This window comes from Streptomyces sp. NPDC001348 (assembly GCF_053597535.1).
Window position 1 is genome coordinate 16621 of the sequence record NZ_JBSFIK010000031.1, and the last position, 18376, is coordinate 34996.

The window sequence follows — 18376 nt, forward strand, 5'->3', positions numbered from 1 at the left end:
AAGCGGAAGTTGGAAGATGTCTGTTACCACCACGGCCCCCACCACCACGGCCGCCTCTGTCACCAACCCGTTCGACCCCTCGTGCTGGCGCGAGGTCGAGGGCTTCGACGATCTGCGGGACACGACCTACCACCGCGGTGTCGAACGCGACACCCGGGGCGTCGTCGTGCGGGACCTCCCCTGGGTAAGGATCGCCATCGACCGTCCGCACGTGCGCAACGCGTTCCGTCCCGCGACCGTCGACGAGCTCTACCGCGTCCTGGACCACGCCCGTATGTCCTCCGACGTGGGTGCGGTCATCCTGACCGGCAACGGCCCCTCTCCCCGTGACGGCGGCTGGGCGTTCTGCTCGGGAGGCGACCAACGCGTCCGCGGGCGCGACGGTTACCGCTACGCCGACGGCGAGAGCGCGAAGGACATCGACCCGGCCCGCGCGGGGCGGCTGCACATCCTGGAGGTGCAGCGACTGATCCGCACCATGCCCAAGGTCGTCATCGCCGCCGTGTCGGGCTGGGCGGCAGGCGGCGGGCACTCACTGCACGTCGTCTGCGACCTCACCATCGCCTCCCGCGAGTTCGGCAAGTTCAAGCAGACGGACGCCACCGTGGGTTCGTTCGACGCCGGCTACGGTTCCGCGCTTCTGGCGCGCCAGGTGGGCCAGAAGTTCGCCCGGGAGATCTTCTTCCTGGCGCGCGAGATCGACGCCGACCGGATGTGCGAGATGGGGGCGGTCAACGAGGTCGTCCCGCACGCGGACCTGGAGCGCACGGCGATCGAGTACTGCCGTGACATCACGGCCCAGTCCCCGCAGGCGATCAGGATGCTGAAGTTCGCCTTCAACCTCCCGGACGACGGGATGGTGGGCCAGCAGGTCTTCGCCGGAGAGGCGACCCGTCTGGCCTACATGACGGACGAGGCCGTCGAAGGGCGCAACGCCTTCCTCGAGAAGCGCACACCCGACTGGTCCGACCACCCCTACTTCTTCTGAGGGGGGCGCTGTGTCGGCTGTGTCCTTACGCCCTGTCGTACTGCCCGGCCCTTCGGCCCAGGCCGTCGACGTCCTCATGCGCGCCATCGAGCAGGTGTACGAGGGCGGTCCCGCGATCGCCCCGGTCGCCGGTGCCGCCGCGGCACGGGACCTGCCCGGGACCGTTCCGGACGGCACCGCGGTGGTGCTGTCGACGTCGGGGTCGACCCGCGCTCCCAAGCGGACGGCCCTGCCGCGGAGCGCCCTCCTCGCCTCCTCTTCCGCGACGCTCCGCCGACTCGGCGGACCCGGCGACTGGCTGCTCTGTCTCCCGGTCGGATTCGTGGCCGGATTCCAGGTGGTCTCCCGCGCGGTCGTCAGCGGCACCCGGGTGACGACGCTCGACGGCGGTCGGTTCGACGCCGCGGCCTTCGTGGCCGCCACCAACCGAATGGGGACCGGGAGGCGCTACACCGCGCTGGTCCCCACCCAGGTCAAGCGACTGCTCGCGGACGCCGACGCCAGGGCGGCACTGGCGAGCTTCGACCACGTCCTGGTGGGCGGGGCACCGCTGGACCACCACACCGCAACACAACTCCGGGAGCTCACGGACTTCGTGGCCACGTACGGGATGACGGAGACCGGCGGCGGATGCGTCTACGGGGGAGTGCCCCTCGACGGCGTGCGGGTGCGCATCGTGGACGAGATCGTGCACGTCGGCGGCGACACCGTGGCGAGCACCTACCTCGGCGCCACCGAGGAGGAGCAGAGCAGGTTCTACACGGACGGCGGCCGGCGCTGGTACCGGACCTCCGACCGTGCCCGGTGGGACGACCACCACCGCCTGGTCCCTCTCGGGCGGATCGACGACCTCATCAACACCGGCGGGCTCAAGATCTCCGCGGGGGAGGTCGAACAGGCCCTGCTCGGCGTCGGCTGGGTCGACAGTGCGGTGGTCATGGGGCTTCCCGATCATGAGTGGGGCGAACTCGTCGGAGCCCATGTCGTCCCCCGGGCAGGAACGTTCGCACCGGACAGGGAGGTCCTCAGGGAACGGGTACGCCGCCGTCTGGGGCCGGCCGCGGTCCCCAAGAGGATCGTCTTCCACGACGACGTCCCCCTGCTGCCGAACTCGAAGATCGACCGGTCCGCGGTCCGTGAGCGGCTGAGCGCCGCCCTGTACGCCCCAGCACACGTCAGGGAAGGCTGACATGTCAGGAGACCTGTTCTCACCGGTGGCCTTCGGTGACATCCGCGCCGGCAACCGGATCGTCATGTGTCCCATGACGCGTCGCCGGGCGGACGCCGACGGCACACCCAACGAGCTGATGCGCGAGTACTACCGGCAGCGTGCCTCGGCCGGACTCGTCGTGACGGAGAGCGTCCACCCCTCACTCATCGGCAAGGCGTACCCCGGCAGCCCTCACATGATCGGCAGGAAGGACCTGGCGGCATGGGCCCGGGTGGTCGAAGCCGTCCACGGCCGGGGAGGGCGCATGGTCCTGCAGTTGATGCATGCCGGCAGCGCGGCCCGGCCCCAGGTCAACGGCGGCAGGACCCCGCTGGCGCCCTCGGCGGTCGTTCCCCGCGGGACGGGCGCACCCGACGGCCGGGTGCCCGACCGTCCCGTTCCCCGGGCGATGACCGACGGCGACATCGACACCACCGTCGAGGAGTTCGCACGCGCCGCCGCCCTGGCCGTGGCGGCGGGCTTCGACGGCGTGGAGATCCACGGCGGCAACAGCTACCTCCTGCACCAGTTCCTCGGCTCGGGGACGAATCTGCGTACCGACGCCCATGGCGGATCCGCCGAGAGCCGGTGTCTGTTTCCCGTCCGGGTGGTCGAGGCCGTCGCGGCGGAGGTGGGTCACGGCCGGGTGGGGCTCAGGCTGTCTCCCGGATTCTCCGCGGACCGCACCGTGCGAGGCGACGGGCCGGACGTGTACCACGCTCTGCTGTCCCACCCTTCGGTACGGCGCCTCGCCTACATCCACACCTCCTCGAGCAGCGACCCGGACGTGCTCGCCTGGGTCCGCGCGCACTGGACGGGCGGCTGGATCCACAACCTGGGCACGGACCTGGAGTGGTCCACCTCGGAACTCGTCAGCAGGATCGAAGCCCGGCTCGGCGCGGGACCGTCCGCCGTGTCCCTGGGACGTCTCTTCATCTCCAATCCGGATCTGCCCGAGCGTCTGCTCCACCGAGCGCCCATGGCCGTTCCGAACCCCAAAAAATTCTACGAGGGCGAAAGTGAGGGATACACCGACTATGAAAGGTGGACCTACACAAGCCGGCAGCCGATCCATACCTGACCAGCACCTCTGGGAAGGGCGACGCCCGAGTCGCCCGACCACCGTCGCGCCCCGGTTCCTTCTGCACGGCCCGAGCACTTCCGTCGGCCTCACCGGCCCGCTGACCCGTTTCACCAGCCTGTCCGAGGCGGAGGACGCGGTGCGCAAGGGCACCCACGGCAATCTCGTCGCGGGCGCGGTGCCGTTCGACCACGACCCAGGGGCCTCGTCGTTCTTCCTGGGGCAGCGCGGTACGGGCCGTCCGGTCCTCTCCCCGGGCAGCGCCGGGACCGGTGGCCACTTCCTCCCGGACGTCGGATTCAACGACGCCGAGACGGCCAACTACATACGTCTGGTCGAGCGCGTGCTGCCCATGCTCCGCTCGCCGGAGAGCACCCTGGAGAAGATCGTCGTAGCACGGGCCGAACGGTACTTCCCCACCGAGTCCGTCGACCCGATGCGGCTGTACGGGCGCATCGTGGACATGTACCCCGGGGTGCACAGCTACCTCGTCGAGCACCTGGAGACACCCGGTGTCTACACCCTCGGGGCGAGCCCGGAGCTCTTCCTGAGGAAGAGCGGCGATGTCGTCACGATGACGCCGCTGGCCGGGACGATCCCGCGGAACCCCGCGCTCTCGGTCGCCGAGGACAAGGAGCGGGCCCGTGCCGAGTTGTTCACGGACAAGTACCTGGCCGAGCACCGTCACCTGGTCGAGTTCATGCACAAGGGCCTGACGCCCTTCTGCACCGTGCTGGACCACCCCGACGAACCCGAACTGCTGGGGGTGCCCGGCGTATGGCACCTGGGGACTCCCATCCGGGGCCGTCTGGTCGATTCCCGGGTGCGCGTAGCCGATCTCGTGTCGGCGCTGCACCCGTCACCGGCGGTCTGCGGTGTCCCCCAGGCCGAATCGCTCCACCTGATCACGATGAACGAATCGACGCGCGGGTACTACGGCGGCCTCGTCGGCTGGACCGACAGCAACGGTGACTGCGAGTTCTACATGGCGCTGCGAGGCCTCGACCTCGATGCACGGGAGCACGGCAGTCTGAGTCTGCGCGCCGGCGGCGGCGTGGTGGCCGGCAGCCGACTGGACATCGAGTTCGCGGAGACCACGGCCAAGCTCGCGACGATGCGTCGAGCGCTCGGCGTGGAACCGTCTCCGGGCACCCGTTCACGGGCGTACGGCCCCGTGGTGTCCCGTGAGCCGGCTCGTGCCGCCTGAGGCTCCTCGGCTCGTGCCCGGCGCCGTGCGGGATGGTGACTCCCCGGCGGGAGACCAGATGGGTCGCCTCGCCGGGGACGGTCGTGGGACGCAGGTGGTGCCTGAAGCCCACGAGGGATGAGCCGTCCTGTAGGGCGGCCGGTCCGGATCTCCCGGTGTGTGGAGATCCGGAAGTCGAGGGGGCGTCGGCGTGGGCGGTCCCGGTGGCAGAAGGTGACGGCGACGTCGCCGGGCCCTCGGGGCCGAGCGGCGCACGGTCGTACCGGGAGCATGGAGGACGCCTTGGCCGAGCACGGGTGACTGCGGTCAGGCGGCGCGGACGGCCGGCTGCGGCAGGTGGCGGGACGCCACCTCGGTGACATAGGTGCCGTAGTCCGTACCCCGCATCTCCTCGCCGAGGCGGAGGCACTGCTCGGGGGTGATGAAGCCGCGGTTGAGCGCCAGTTCCTCGACGCAGGCGATGAACTCGCCCTGCCGCTGCTCGACCAGCTGGACGTACTGCGCCGCCTGCAGCAGCGAGTCGTGGGTGCCCATGTCCAGCCAGGCGAAGCCGCGGCCGAGCTCGGTGAGCCGGGCCCGGCCCCGCGCCAGGTAGGCCAGGTTGACGTCGGTGATCTCCAGCTCGCCGCGCGCCGAGGGGGAGAGGTTCTTGGCGATCCCGACCACGTCGCTGTCGTAGAAGTACAGCCCGGTCACCGCGAGGTTGGAACGCGGGTGGCGCGGCTTCTCCTCCAGGGACAGCAGCCGGCCCTCCTCGTCGATCTCCCCGATCCCGTAGCGCTGCGGATCACGCACCCGGTATCCGAACAGCGCCGCGCCGTCGAGCCGGCGCACCGCGTCGTCCAGGAGCAGCCCGAAACGCGGCCCGTGGAATATGTTGTCGCCGAGCACCAGCGCGACCTGGTCGCCGTCTATGAAGTCGGCGCCGATGAGCAGCGCTTCGGCGATGCCACGCGGTTGGTCCTGCTCCGCGTAGGAGATGTTCAGGCCGAGCCGGGAGCCGTCCCCGAGGAGGGTGCGGAAGCTGTCCGAGTGGTCCCTGGACGAGATCACCAGGATGTCCCGGATGCCGGCCAGCATGAGCGTGGAGAGCGGGTAGTAGATCATGGGCTTGTCGTAGACCGGCAGGATCTGCTTGGACAGCGCCCCGGTCAGCGGACGCAGCCGGGTACCGCTGCCGCCCGCGAGGATGATGCCCTTCATCTCAGCTCTCGCTCCCTTGCCGAACCCGGCCGGCGGCAGCCGTACTCGGCGCAGCCGGGCGGAGCCACAGGGGCCGGTCGGTCGGTTCCGTTGTCATGCGGTGCCTCCCAGGGTGGGCGGGTGAATGCGGTACGGCCGGGCGCAGGGGGCGCCTGTGGCGGTGCGGGCCCCGGGTCCTGCCCGGGTTCCGTCGGCCCGATGGTGCTGCGGTCCGATCGGACGCGGGCGGAGAAGCGCTGGAGGCAGCCGTGGTCCGGGGCCGTGGCTCGCGACTCGACCGGCGCCCGAGCACGGCTGTCTAGCCTCGGCGTGATGCCCTGCGCCGTCAGCACCGGGTCGGCGCTTCGTCACCGATCACGCAACGGAAACCGTTGTTCCTCCACGGTGAAGTCGGAAGGAACTCCCTGGATGAGTACTGACAATGTCGCCGCCGGCGGCAACACGGCTGGGACGGGGAACTCCCCGGGCGTGGCCACGCTGATCACGGGCCTGACCGCCTTCATGGCGGGGCTCGACAATCTGGTGGTCCTCATCGCGCTGCCCACCATCAGGGACGATCTTGGTGGCAGCCTGAAGGACCTGGAATGGACGGTGAACGCCTACACGCTGTCGTTCGCCGTGCTGATGATGTTCGGTGCCGCCCTGGGCGACCGGTTCGGGCGCCGCCGGATGTTCATCACCGGTCTGCTGCTGTTCACGGCGGCATCGGCCGCGGCCGCCCTGGCACCGGGCATCGGCGAGCTGATCGCCGCCCGTGTGGTCCAGGGTGTCGGCGCCGCCATCATCATGCCGCTCTCCCTCACCCTGCTCACCCACGCCGTGCCCGCGGCCAAACGGGGCGCGGCCCTCGGCGTCTACAGCGCGGTCAGCGGACTGTCCATCGCAGGCGGCCCGCTGGTGGGCGGCGTAGTGACGGAACACATCTCCTGGCACTGGATCTTCTGGATCAACGTGCCGGTGGGCCTGCTGCTCGCCCCCGCCGCCTGGCGCAGTCTGGCCGAGAGCCGTGGTCCCAACAACCGCCTGGACGCGCCGGGCACGGTCCTGGTCAGCCTCGGCATCCTCGGCCTGGTCTACGGCCTGATCCGGGCGGGCGGCCACGACGGCTGGGGCGCACCGCAGGTGATCGGCCCGATGGTGGCGGGCGCCGTGCTGGTCGCCCTGTTCGTTCTGTGGGAGCGGCGCAGCAGCGCGCCGATGCTGCCCATGGGCATGTTCCGCAACCGGGCCTTCAGCGCCGTCAACGCCGGCGCCCTGCTGATGGCCTTCGGCATGTACGGCGTCGTCTTCCTCATCACGCAGTTCATGCAGAACATCCAGCACATGACACCGACGGAGGCGGGCGTGCGAATGCTGGCCTGGACGGCGATGCCGCTCCTGGTGGCACCCGTCGCGGGCATCATGTCGGACCGGATCGGCGGACGTCCCGTGGCGGTCCTCGGACTGGCGCTGCTCGCCGCCGGTTTCGCCTACTGGGCGCTGGTGATGAGTCCCGACGCGTCCTACGCCGAGCAGCTGCCCGGCTTCCTCCTGGGCGGCGTGGGCGTCGCCTGCTTCTTCGCCCCGCTGTTCAACCTGACGATGAGCTCCGTCGACGTCTCCGAGCAGGGCATCGCCTCCGGCGCGAACTCGGCCGCCCGCGAGCTGGGCGCGCCGCTCGGCGTGACCGTCCTCACCAGCGTCTTCACCCACAACGGCGGCTACGCGTCCGGTCAGGACTTCGTCGACGGCTTCGTGCCCGCGCTGTGGGTCGGCGCGGGGGCCATGGCGATCGCCGCGGTGGTGATGCTCTTCTCCACCCGGCCCGCCGGTGCGCAGGAGCAGTACGGTGCCGAACCGGCCGGGGAGGCGGTCGCACCGACCGCCTCGGCCACCCGCTGACACCCGGTACGCCGATCCGCGGCCCGACACGACGACATCGCGTCGGGCCGCGGATCGGCATCACGTCGTCCGGGTCCCGTACGACGACGCCGGATGCGCACCGGTCGACCGGCGGTGCGCACCGAGGGCCGGCACGGCCGTGTGGTTCCCGGGTTCGTCGGCTGACCGACCCCCCTACGCACCGTGCCCCGCGCTCTCGGAGGAGCGCGGGGCACGGTGCGTAGGGGGCGTCAGGCCGCGCGGCCGCCGGTTTCCCGTCCGCCGGCGGGCACTTGGACGGTGGCCCGGCTGGTTCAGGACTTCGCGAGCGCCGCCGGGTCGACCCCCAGCTGCCGGAAGAGGTCGTCCATGTTGAGCTGGTCCCAGTGCTCGGCGAGCAGCCCGTCCTCCACCCTCCAGATGTCGATGGACTGGAAGCTCACCGGGCGGCCGGTCGCCGGTATGCCGAGGAACGTGCCCTGGTGGGTCGCGGAGTACTCCAGGCGGGCGGCCACCCGGTCCCCTTCCGAGATGACGTCGTGCAGCACGGCCTTCAGGTCCGGGAAGGCGGTGAACACCTGGACCCAGAAAGCCTGGTTGGCCTCGATGCCGTCGGCCACCACGGGGTTGTGGTCGATGTGTCCGGACGCGGTGTGCTCCGGCATGGTGCTGATGTCATGGCTGTTGATCATGTCCACGAAGCTGCGGATCAGAGCGTGGTGATTGCTCGACATGCCGGCCTCTCTCAGCGGGTCGGGGAGAAGAACGATGAAGCCGAAGCATCGCCACCCGCGGTCGAATCCCCCTGGAGCACGCGTCCGGGCGCGCGGTCGCGGCCGCCCCTGAGCGCTCCAGCCGCCCGCTGAGCGCTCCAGTGGAGCGCGAGGGACAGGCGAGGGGGGCGGCCTAGCGTCAGTTTTCGGACCGAACCAACCACTGTCTCAAGGAGCCTCCATGGCCACCGAGCACGAGTTCACGCTGCCCGGCGCCGACCTGCCGCCGCCGGACGAGGAGTTGTGCAAGCGGCGCCTTGCGATCGTCATCGAGCACACCGTCCAGGGCTCCTGGGACATCGACAGGGTGATCGCGACGTTCCCGCACGGCGGCGTGTACCGGATCATCCCCTTCGAGGAGTCCCCGCTGATCGGTGAAGAAGCCATCAAGAAGGGCTACTTCGACGATCTGCAGAAGGCGTTCCCGGTCGCCGAGCACAGCCTGTTCCACGTCCACCACACGCCGACCGCCGTGATCGTGGAGGCGCAGTTCCGTGCCAAGCAGGAGGCGGACTGGCGTGGCATCCCCAACCGCGGCAAGACCATGGACGCCCCGTTGGCGATCTTCTTCCACTTCGACGGCGATGTGCTGATCGACAAGACGATGTACTTCGACATGGCCACCATCGCCCGTCAGCTCGCCTGATCCTCCCGAAGCCGGCTCGCCGGTCATGCCCAGACAGTTGAAAGGAAGTAGCAGGATGCAGCCCGAGGTGAACGGCGCCGACGACTTCCTGGCGTCGGCGATGGTGCCGCAGTCCCCGCTGACCCCCGACCCGGACGCCTTCCTCAAGGAACGGGAGGCTTCCGCTTCGTACGACGTCGAACGGGTGCCACTGGCCAGTCTTCCGAACTGGCACCTCGGTGACCGGCTCAGCCGCGCCGACGGAAAGTTCTTCACCGTCGAAGGGCTCTCCGTACGGACGGATTTCGGACCTGTGGCGCACTGGTGCCAGCCGATCATCGTCCAGCCGGAGATCGGCATCCTGGGGATCCTCGCCAAGCGGTTCGACGGCGTACTCCACTTCCTCATGCAGGCGAAGATGGAGCCGGGGAACACCACCTTCGTCCAGTACGCGGCGACCGTCCAGGCGACCCAGAGCAACTACAAGCGTGTCCACGGCGGCAGGGCCACCCCGTATCTGGACTACTTCCTGGAGGGCACGCGCCGGCGTGTCCTGTTCGACCAACTCCTGTCCGAGCACGGCTTCTGGTACCTGTACAAGCGCAACCGCAACATGATCGTCGAGGTGCCCGAGGACGAGGAAGTACCGGTCGAGGACGACTTCACCTGGCTCACCCTGGGCCAGGTGCGCCAGCAGCTCATCCAGGGCAACGGCGTCAACATGAACGCCCGTACCGTGCTTTCCGGAATAGCCTACGGTGCCGCCGACGGCAACCGACCGCCCTACGGTGAGCAGTCCGACGGATTCCACGCCGAACTCCTGAAGTCGCATCGGACGCCGTCCTCGGAGGCCGACCTCTCCTCCACGCTGACGTGGCTCTTCGACCAGAAGGCGAAGTTCAGCCTGGACGTCAGGCGGACCAGCCTGCGGGACATGGACGAATGGATCTGCGACGACGACAGCATCCGGCATCGCGACGGCCGCATCTTCGACATCATCGGCATGTCGGTCCAGGCGACGAGCCGGGAGGTCGGCACATGGTGGCAGCCCATGCTGGAACCCCGCCCCGGAAACGCCGTCGCCCTGATCTGCCAGCGTCGGGCCGGGGTACTGCAGTTCCTGGTCCAGGCCCAGGTCCAGCCCGGCCTGACGGACCGTCTCGAACTCGCACCCACCGTGCAGTTCTCCCCGGGCTACCACCGCGGCCCCGAGGACTTCCCGCCGCTCACGGAGTATCTCGACGCACCGGAATCCTGGACCCGGCTGGACGCCGTCCAGTCGGAGGACGGCGGCCGCTTCTCCAAGGCGGACACACGCCACCTGGTCGTCGAACTCCCCGAGGACCACGAGATCGAGGCGCCGGAGAACTACCGGTGGATGACCCTCGGTCTGCTCAACCGCCTCACACATTTCGGATACCACGTCAACGTCGAGGCGCGGAGCCTGGCCGCATGTCTTCTCTGACCCCCCGCGGGTAACGGCCGTGCCGGCTCGCTCCTCCACGAGCTGTACGGCGCACTGAGCACCGGCCGACCGAACTGGCACAGGTTCATGGACCACACAAACTCCCCTGGAGGTATGGGCGTGACCGCTCCCCGAAACTCCCCGCTCATCGTGGTGCTGGGCGCCGCGGGCTTCGTCGGATCCGCCGTGTTCCGCGAGCTGGCACGGCACCCGGTCCGGATACGGGCCGTCTCCCGCAGGAAGTGCCCCGTCCCCCAGGACGCCCGTGCCGAGATCGAGGTGCTCTCCGCGGATCTCACCGAGCCCGGCCGGATGGCCGCCGCCGTCGCCGGCGCCGATGTGGTCATCCACTCGCTGGCGTACATCGCAGGGGCGTCCACCTGGCGCATTGCGGATGGCGACACAGGAGCCGAACGCGTCCACGTGGGCCTGATGCAGGACCTGCTGCACGCCCTCGGTGACCGGGCCGATGCCACGGCACCCCCGACCGTCCTGTTCACGGGATCGGTCACGGAGGCCGGCACTTCGGACAAGGAGGTCCTGGACGGCACGGAACCCGACCGGCCGGAGGGCTATTACGAACGACTGAAACTCGAGGCGGAGCGACTGCTGCTGGCGGCCGACGCAGCGGGAACGGTGCGTGGCGCCTCCCTGCGCCTGACCACGTTGTACGGCTACAGCGCCGGGTCCACCGCCCGGGACAAGGGCATCGTCTCCACGATGACGCGCCGCGCGGTGGCCGGCGAGCCCCTGACCATGTGGCACGACGGAACGGTCCGCCGGGACCTGCTCCACGTCGACGATGTCGCCCGCGCCTTCTGGGCCGCCATCCCCTGCATGGACGAGCTCGCGGGAAAGCACTGGCTGATCGGCACCGGCCAAGGCGCCCCGCTCGGGGACGTGTTCACCAAGGTCTCCGCGCTGGTCGCCGAACAGACGGGCAAGGAACCCGTGCCGGTGGTCTCCGTGCAACCCCCGGAGTACGCCGAGGTCAGCGACTTCCGGAGTGTGACCATCGACTCCTCCGCGTTCCGGGCCGCCACCGGCTGGGCACCGCAGGTGTCCCTCGAGGAGGGCCTGCGCCTGACGACGGAGTTCTGCTCCAGCGGCCGGGAGGCCGAAGTGTCCTGAGCCCGTTGCCGGTGAAGCATTCATCCCTGAAGGAGGAGAAGGACGCGTGATCTACACACAGCTGGGCCGTACCGGTCTGCGGGTCAGCAGGCTGGCCCTCGGCACCGTCAACTTCGGTGGCCGGGTGGAGGAGCCGGAGGCGCACCGCCTCATGGACCATTCCCTGGAGCGGGGCATCAATCTGATCGACACCGCCAACATCTACGGCTGGCGCGTCTACAAGGGGCACACAGAGGAGGTCATCGGCCGGTGGCTCGGCAAGAGCCCCGCCCGCCGCGACCAGGTCGTCCTGACCACCAAGGTGGGCGACCCGATGAGCGAGGGCCCGAACGACCACGGCCTGTCGGCCCGCAACATCATCGCGTCCTGCGAGGCGTCGCTCCGGCGGCTGGGCACGGACTGGATCGACGTGTACCAGATGCACCACCTCGACCGGTCCGTGGGCTGGGACGAGGTGTGGCAGGCCATGGACATCCTGGTCGCCCAGGGCAAGGTGCGCTACGTCGGCTCGTCCAACTTCGCCGGCTGGGACATCGCGTCCGCGCAGGCGGTCGCGCAGCGCAGGAACAGCCTGGGCCTGGTCACGGAGCAGTGCGTCTACAACCTGGTCACCCGGTACACGGAGCTCGAGGTGATCCCCGCTGCCCAGGCGTACGGACTCGGTCTCTTCGTCTGGTCACCGCTGCACGGCGGCCTGCTCGGCGGCGTGCTCCGCAAGATGCGGACCAACTCCGCCGTCAAGTCCGCGCAGGGCCGTGCGCTGGAGGCCCTGGACGCGCAGCGCGACACCATCGAGGCCTACGAGAAACTCTGTGCCGACCACGGCCTGGAGCCGGCGGTGGTCGGTATGGCCTGGACGCTGTCCCGCCCCGGTGTGACGGGTGTGGTGATCGGGCCTCGGACGGAGCAGCACGTCGAGGGCGCGCTCGAAGCCCTGGAGTGTGAGCTGCCAAAGTCCCTGCTGGCCGAGCTCGACGTACTCTTCCCGCCGGTCGGTCGGGGCGGCCCCGCCCCCGACTGCTGGTTGAGCTGACCCGCAGCACCGAACGCAGTCGTACGAGTCCGATCCCACCGCGGAGGGCGCCGGCGAAGAGGCGCGCAGCCTGGGCCTGTCCGGCGGATCAGGTCGCAGGAAACCAGCGGTGCCTCATCGATGCCGGTGAGCCCCGCGTCCGCGGCACGATCCGCCGGACAGGCCCTGTTCATTGCCCGGGCGCCGGGCGGGGCACCCACGCCCGGGAGACCCGCCGCGAGGCCCTGGACCCGGGATCGCCCCCCGGCGGCAGGGGCGACGAGCAGGTCCCGACGGACGGTTCCGTCGTGCCGCGTGGTCACGGGTCCGCCGGCCGGACGGCGGCGCCGTGACCCGCTGCGCCCATGCCGCAATCCGGCGGCAGGGCGCCCCGATCCGGCCACGGCGTGCCGGCATCCCTGCCCCCCACCAGCGCGGCAGCAACGCCATGCTCCGCACCCCCACCGCCCGCAGGCGCTCCGCGCCGGTTCGGGCACGTCGCGGGCCGGTGCGCGCCCGGCGCCCGCGCGATCGCGCACAGCGCCGTCCCCTCCATGACGCCTCCTGGGCCGCCGTCCCCTGCACTGGTCGCCGTCGTGACCGTCGGCTCCTCCGCGTTCCGGGCCGCCGCGGCCGGCAGCCGCAGGTGTCCTCGAGGAGGGCCTGCGCACGACGACGGAGTTCCTCTCCAGCGGCCGTGAGGCAGAACTGCCCCGCGCCTGTTGCCGCGGGGTCCGCGGTGCTCCAGCCGGTCTTGAGCTGCGGCGACTACCGTCGTGGGTATGGATCTCAGGAGCCTGGAAATCAGCGAACTCGCCCTCCCGGACGCGTTCCTGGTCTCGCCCCGGGCCGTTGAGGACGACGTCGTGATCCGCTACGAGGCGTTCCGTCAGGACTACGTCGAGGAAGCGATCGGACGGCCCTTCGCGATCCGGTACAGCGACCTGTCGGTCGGGCGGCGCCGGGTGCTGCGCGGCATCCACGGCACCACGGGCCCGGACAGCCGGGCCAGGCTGTTCGGCTGTGTGCGGGGCTCTGCCGTCCACGTCGTGGTGGACCTGCGGGTCGGGTCCCCGGACTACGGCCGCTACGAGACGGTCTGGCTGGACCACCGCACCGCGTCCGGGGTGTTCGTCTCGGAGGGCCTCGGCCACGCCTGGCTCGCCCTCGAGGACGACACGGTCGTCGCCTGCCACAGCTCCCGCCCGTACACGGCGGGCGCCGCCTACACGGTCAGCGCACTCGACCCCGCCCTCGCCCTGCCGTGGGGGCTCACCGAGGCACCGGTGATGACCGACGACGACCTGGCCGCGCCCACCGCGGAGGAGGCGCTGGCCAAGGGACTCCTGCCGGCCTACGAGGACTGTCTCGCGCTGTACGGCCGTCCCACGATCCGCACCGACTGAGCCAGAGGGGTCCGGCAGACCTCCCCCCCGCCGGACCGGAGGCCCCGCGTGCCCACAACGAGGGCACGCGGGGCCTTTGCCGTGTCCGGAACGCACTCCGGCCGACCGGCGCCCCGCCCCGCCGTCCATGAATCGCTCATGCCCCGAGCAGGACGGACACACCTGGCAGAGGAGGAGTGACGCACTGTCCTGGCGGCCGCCCACATGGGACTTTCGAAGTCCGACGACAGAGACAAGGGGGACCGCATGCGAATCTTCGTTCTGGGGTCTTTGGACGCCGAACTGAAAGGCGTTCCGATCCTGCCCACAGCGGCGAAGCCGCGGCAGATCCTGACGCTGCTCGCCATCTACGCCAACCAGGTCCTGCCGGTCTCCGCGCTGATGGAGGAGATCTGGGGCGACGCCCCGCCGCGCAGCGCCCTCACCACGCTGCAGACGTACATCCTCCAGCTCCGGCGCTGCATGGAGAACGCGCTGGAAGGAGAACCCGGCGGATCCAAGGAACTGCTGCTGACCCGGCACGGGGGATATCTCCTGAACGCCGAGCCGGGCAGCATCGACGTGCACGAGTACGACCGGCTGTCCTCTCTGGGCCAGCGCGCCTTCGACCGGGGCGACAACGAGGAGGCCGCGAGACTGTTCCGGGACGCCCTCGGTCTGTGGCGGGGCCCGGCCCTGGTCGACGTACGCACCGGGCCGCTGCTGGAGATCGAGGCGATGCGGCTGGAGGAGAGCCGTCTCGGGGTGCTGGAGCGGCGCAACGACGTCGAGCTCCGGCTCGGCCGGCATGCCGAACTGCTCACCGAGCTCACCGCGCTGACCGCCCGGCACCCGCTGCACGAGGGCCTGCACGCCCAGTCCATGGTGGCCTTCTACCGGGCCGGGCGCCCCTCCGCCGCGCTCGACGTCTTCCAGAACCTGCGCACCCACCTCGTGCAGGAGCTGGGCATCGAGCCCTCACAGCGCCTGCAGCGCCTGCAGCGGGCGGTGCTCGGGAGCGACCCGGCACTCGACGTCGATCCCGGGACCGGGCGGGTGCTCGACCGCTTCACCGGGTGACTGCCCAGGGAGGAGCTGTGCGAGTGCTGTTCTCGGGGGGCCTCGGTATGCCGGCCGTACTGCGCATGGTGTTGCTCGCCAAGGCGCTGCACGCGGCCGGCAACGAGGTCCGCTTCTGCTGTCCGGCCCGGGCCCGCCACCGCGTGGCACGGGCCGGACTCGTCCCGGTGCTGGCCGGTCCGCAGCAGTTCAGCCGGGCCTGGCGGCCCGAACTGGTGGTCCACGATCCGCTGTGCCCCGACTCGACCGCCATGGCGGCCATGGCCGGGGTGCCCACCATCGGCTATCTTCCGTACGCCCACCCGCCGTTGTCACCGCGGCCGACCGTCTGGATCGACCCCTGCCCCCCGCCGCTGCGGGAACTTCCTCAGCCCGGTGCCTGGCAGGTGCGCTGTGACGCCTACGAGTTGCCCGGACGGCCGGCGCCCCGGCTCAGCGGGCTGTCGCTGCTTCCGCGGGTCCTCGTCACCGGGGTGCCGACCGGGACCCGGCCCGAGGACCGGCGTCGCGCGCGGCTCTTCCGGAGGGTCGCCGAGGGCGTCGAGAGCCTCGGTCTGCAACTCCTCGTGCTGACCGGCGACGACCATCCCTGGAGCCTGCTGCTGCCCGGCTGCGTCGTCGTCGTGCACGGCGGGGACGAAGGGGTCGTGTACGCGGCCGCCCGGTTCGGGGTCCCCCAGCTGGTGCTGCCGGCGGGGGAGGAGGAGCGGCGGGCCGGGGAGCGCCTGGAGCAGGCCGGCATCGGCCGGTGCCTGTCCGACGACGAACTGGCGGGCGACCCCAGCATGCTGCGGCTGCGCTTCCACATCGCCGAGCTCGTCAACGGCGGGCGGGTGCTTCCCACGGCCGCCCGGCTGGGGCGGACCGTCGCCCGTATGCCGCCGCCGGCCGACCTCGTCCCGGACATCGAGGCGCTGATGCGCTGACGCCGGGGAGAAGGAGCAGGACGCCGTTTCGTCCGGTCGGTCCGCGTGACACACGAGGGTGGTGGCGATGGCAATGGCGACGGCGCGCCACCCCCCGGGGAGTGGCGCGCCGCCGTGCGGCAGTGGTGTCCAGGGTGTGATCAGGCGACGACCTCCGCACGCGGTGCGCGCCGCGAGCGGCTGAACCGGCGCACGAGCGGAGTCTCGACCAACCGGTGGAGCAGCCAGGACAGCACCACCGTGCCGACGGCCGCGCCTGCCAGCAGGGCGATGCCCTCCGTGTTGGAGTACATCTCCGTGCCGAGCTGCTTGCGGAGCCAGGACAGCACTATGTAGTGCAGCAGGTAGAAGGCGAAGGAGATCTCGCCCAGCCAGACCATCGCGCGGTTGCGGAACAGGGTGAAGCGGCCCTCGATGTCCGCGGTCGCCGCGGCCGCGATCAGCAGCGCGATGGGGATGATCATGGTGGCGCGCTGCCCGTAGAAGTAGGGCAGGTGGAAGGTGAGCCAGTACCCGCCGGCCAGCAGCACGAACGACGGGATCATGCCGATGTTGCGCCAGCGCCCGTGCCTGACCGCGAGCGCGACCAGGATGCCGAGGGCGAAGTCGACCATGCGGACCGGGGGCAGCACATAGCTGAACCAGTACGCGGCCTCGGAGAAGCCCTGGCCGCTGGGAACCAGCGGTGTCTTCGGGAGCGCCGCGTACGCCACCGCCGGGGTGGCCCACACCGCGGCGATCGCCCCGGCGATCCAGTACTTCAGGTGACGGGGGTCGATACGCCGGAACACGGCCAGCAGCAGCGGGAAGCTCAGGTAGAAGACCGCCTCCACGCCCAGCGACCAACTCGGCGGGTCCACACTGAAGTTGGTGTAGTACTCGGGGGTCCACACCTGGACCATGAAGAGGTTGGCGACGGCGGTCCGGGTGGCGGTGGAGTCACTGGCGAACAGCACCATCGCGAGCACCCAGGCGACCACGTAGTTGGGGTAGACCTTGACGAACCTGCGCCGCCAGAACCCCGTCGTGGTGTCGTTGTCCCGTGCCGACCAGGTCAGCACGAACCCGCTGAGCACGAAGAAGAACGACACTCCGAGCCCGCCGGCCTGGTCGAACCAGTGGAAGAGCCGGAACTCGGTACGGTCGTCCGCCAGCAGCCGCAGCGTCGGTATCGGGATGGAGGTGTGGTAGACGAACACGGTCAGCGCGGCGAGGAACCGCAGGCCGGTCAGGGACGGCAGCCGGGAGATCCGGTCACGCTTCGGCTCGGCGACTTCGGCGGCCTGGGCACCCGCACCGCTCTCTCCGGCCGGAGGAGGGCCGGTCAGTACTTGGTCAGTGGCCATGGGACTTCCGTTCTCGGGTAAGGTCCTAGCAGCACCGCTTTTTGTACAGTCGTGCGCTCGTGACTCACTCAAGGCAACACGTGACTCATTCGAGGCAGCACCTGACCACCGCGGCAGCAACGGCCGGACCAACGACAAAGGACGGACCCGCGCCGCCGGGGGATGTACGGCGCGGGCCCGTCGGTCCGGGCGGTCGGTGAATGATCCGAGTCTGCCGACCGGGTCTGGAGGGCGGCTCGAAGGTCGGTCGGCAGATCGGGCGCCGGTCAGCGGGATCCGTCGGGACGGACGGGGGTGAGCCGCGGCGGCGCCGTCCAGGTGAGGCCGAACGACTCGCAGGAGGTGGCGGGGCCGGCCCAGGGGTCCTCGCCGTGGATGTCGAGGATCTGCTCGCGCAGCCACAGGTCGAAGGGGTCCTTCGACTCCGCCCAGCGCTTCCTGGTCCGCTCCGGGTCCGCGGTCTCGAAGTGCACGATCACATAGTCCCGGTCGGGCCGAGGGTCGATGCGGAACACCTCGTGGGTGATGCCCAGCCTCCGCCGGGAGGCCTCGTACTCACGCCGGCGCGGCCCCTGCAGCTCCTCTGTGAGCCGGTGCCAGTCCGCGGGCTTGGCGTTGCGCAACGGTACGGTGCGCATCACGGAGCGGGCGCCCTCCGCGGTGCGCCGGCCTCCCTTGCGGGGCGCCAGCATCCGCATGCCGAGCGCGGCGAACATGTTGGACGCCACACCGTGCGCCCAGCGCTCGGCGATCTTGCCCTCCTCGTCGAACCGCCAGATGACGATGCCGACGGAGACGAACTTGCGGCCGGTGGGCCCGATGCCGAGCAGGTCGCCCAGGTGGGTGCCGCGCCAGGTGTTGTGGATGACGACCATGTCGTCGTATGCGCTGATGTCCTCGATGGTGACGTGGAAGTCGGGGAACGCCTCACGCAGTCCGGCGATGGTGTACTTCACGCCCTCGGCACCCTCGGGCGCGCCGGGCAGGCCCTCGTGGTCGACGATGTCCGGCCGGTAGAGCTCGTCCACGACCGAGAAGTCGCCCTGGTTGACGAACTCGGCGAAGACGCGCCGGATGGTCACCT

At 70.4% G+C, this 18376-nt stretch carries 16 protein-coding genes; 12 read left to right on the top strand and 4 right to left on the bottom strand.

Features of this window, described 5'->3' with window-relative positions; genetic code table 11:
- The first annotated feature begins 16 nt into the window (after nucleotides 1-16).
- The 4 genes from ACWC21_RS28035 to ACWC21_RS28050 all read left to right on the top strand — a co-directional run bounded on the left by ACWC21_RS28035 (nucleotide 17) and on the right by ACWC21_RS28050 (nucleotide 4486).
- Nucleotides 17-988 carry a 1,4-dihydroxy-2-naphthoyl-CoA synthase gene (locus tag ACWC21_RS28035; RefSeq protein WP_450885645.1) on the top strand — a complete coding sequence of 324 codons (972 nt, stop codon included), beginning with the start codon at nucleotides 17-19 and terminating at the stop codon, nucleotides 986-988.
- A gap of 19 nt (nucleotides 989-1007) precedes the next feature.
- Nucleotides 1008-2177: an AMP-binding protein gene (locus ACWC21_RS28040; RefSeq protein WP_450885647.1), complete on the top strand. Its 1170-nt coding sequence runs from the start codon at nucleotides 1008-1010 to the stop codon at nucleotides 2175-2177.
- Between the two features lies 1 nt (nucleotide 2178).
- Nucleotides 2179-3279, top strand: a complete 1101-nt coding sequence (locus ACWC21_RS28045) for an oxidoreductase (RefSeq protein ID WP_450885649.1) — start codon at nucleotides 2179-2181, stop codon at nucleotides 3277-3279.
- 139 nt (nucleotides 3280-3418) lie between these two features.
- Complete coding sequence (locus ACWC21_RS28050; RefSeq protein ID WP_450885651.1) at nucleotides 3419-4486, top strand: isochorismate synthase; 1068 nt, start codon at nucleotides 3419-3421, stop codon at nucleotides 4484-4486.
- Nucleotides 4487-4792: 306 nt separating this feature from the next.
- Here the strand turns inward: ACWC21_RS28050 and rfbA are convergent, their stop codons facing one another.
- Nucleotides 4793-5689 (bottom strand): glucose-1-phosphate thymidylyltransferase RfbA, encoded by an 897-nt coding sequence (rfbA, locus tag ACWC21_RS28055; protein ID WP_450885652.1) that lies wholly within the window; start codon nucleotides 5687-5689, stop codon nucleotides 4793-4795.
- A 501-nt stretch (nucleotides 5690-6190) separates the two neighbouring features.
- Between rfbA and ACWC21_RS28060 the strand changes: the two genes are divergently transcribed.
- Entirely contained in the window at nucleotides 6191-7570 is a 1380-nt protein-coding gene (locus ACWC21_RS28060) for a DHA2 family efflux MFS transporter permease subunit (RefSeq protein WP_450885768.1), read from the top strand.
- Between the two features lie 293 nt (nucleotides 7571-7863).
- On the opposite strand, the gene ACWC21_RS28065 is transcribed toward ACWC21_RS28060, so the two are convergent.
- Nucleotides 7864-8283, bottom strand: a complete 420-nt coding sequence (locus ACWC21_RS28065; protein ID WP_450885654.1) for an ester cyclase — start codon at nucleotides 8281-8283, stop codon at nucleotides 7864-7866.
- A gap of 220 nt (nucleotides 8284-8503) precedes the next feature.
- On the opposite strand from ACWC21_RS28065, the gene ACWC21_RS28070 reads away from it, so the two are divergent.
- From ACWC21_RS28070 to ACWC21_RS28100, 7 genes are all read left to right on the top strand, one after another.
- Entirely contained in the window at nucleotides 8504-8968 is a 465-nt protein-coding gene (locus ACWC21_RS28070; protein WP_450885656.1) for a nuclear transport factor 2 family protein, read from the top strand.
- 55 nt (nucleotides 8969-9023) lie between these two features.
- The gene (locus tag ACWC21_RS28075; RefSeq protein ID WP_450885658.1) at nucleotides 9024-10412 is read left to right on the top strand and encodes an NDP-hexose 2,3-dehydratase family protein; all 1389 of its coding nucleotides are present in this window, start codon (nucleotides 9024-9026) and stop codon (nucleotides 10410-10412) included.
- A gap of 114 nt (nucleotides 10413-10526) precedes the next feature.
- Nucleotides 10527-11543, top strand: a complete 1017-nt coding sequence (locus tag ACWC21_RS28080) for an NAD-dependent epimerase/dehydratase family protein (RefSeq protein ID WP_450885660.1) — start codon at nucleotides 10527-10529, stop codon at nucleotides 11541-11543.
- Between the two features lie 46 nt (nucleotides 11544-11589).
- The gene (locus tag ACWC21_RS28085) at nucleotides 11590-12576 is read left to right on the top strand and encodes an aldo/keto reductase (protein WP_450885661.1); all 987 of its coding nucleotides are present in this window, start codon (nucleotides 11590-11592) and stop codon (nucleotides 12574-12576) included.
- A gap of 761 nt (nucleotides 12577-13337) precedes the next feature.
- Nucleotides 13338-13961 (top strand): dTDP-4-dehydrorhamnose 3,5-epimerase family protein, encoded by a 624-nt coding sequence (locus ACWC21_RS28090; protein WP_450885663.1) that lies wholly within the window; start codon nucleotides 13338-13340, stop codon nucleotides 13959-13961.
- A gap of 246 nt (nucleotides 13962-14207) precedes the next feature.
- Nucleotides 14208-15020, top strand: coding sequence for an AfsR/SARP family transcriptional regulator (locus ACWC21_RS28095; RefSeq protein WP_450885664.1), 813 nt, complete (start codon nucleotides 14208-14210; stop codon nucleotides 15018-15020).
- Nucleotides 15021-15043: 23 nt separating this feature from the next.
- Nucleotides 15044-15946 (top strand): glycosyltransferase, encoded by a 903-nt coding sequence (locus ACWC21_RS28100; RefSeq protein WP_450885666.1) that lies wholly within the window; start codon nucleotides 15044-15046, stop codon nucleotides 15944-15946.
- A gap of 140 nt (nucleotides 15947-16086) precedes the next feature.
- Here ACWC21_RS28100 and ACWC21_RS28105 read toward each other — a convergent pair whose 3' ends face one another.
- Nucleotides 16087-17292, bottom strand: a complete 1206-nt coding sequence (locus tag ACWC21_RS28105) for an acyltransferase family protein (RefSeq protein WP_450885667.1) — start codon at nucleotides 17290-17292, stop codon at nucleotides 16087-16089.
- A 266-nt stretch (nucleotides 17293-17558) separates the two neighbouring features.
- A partial coding sequence (locus ACWC21_RS28110) for an ester cyclase (protein ID WP_450885669.1) occupies nucleotides 17559-18376 on the bottom strand: 818 nt, incomplete at its 5' end.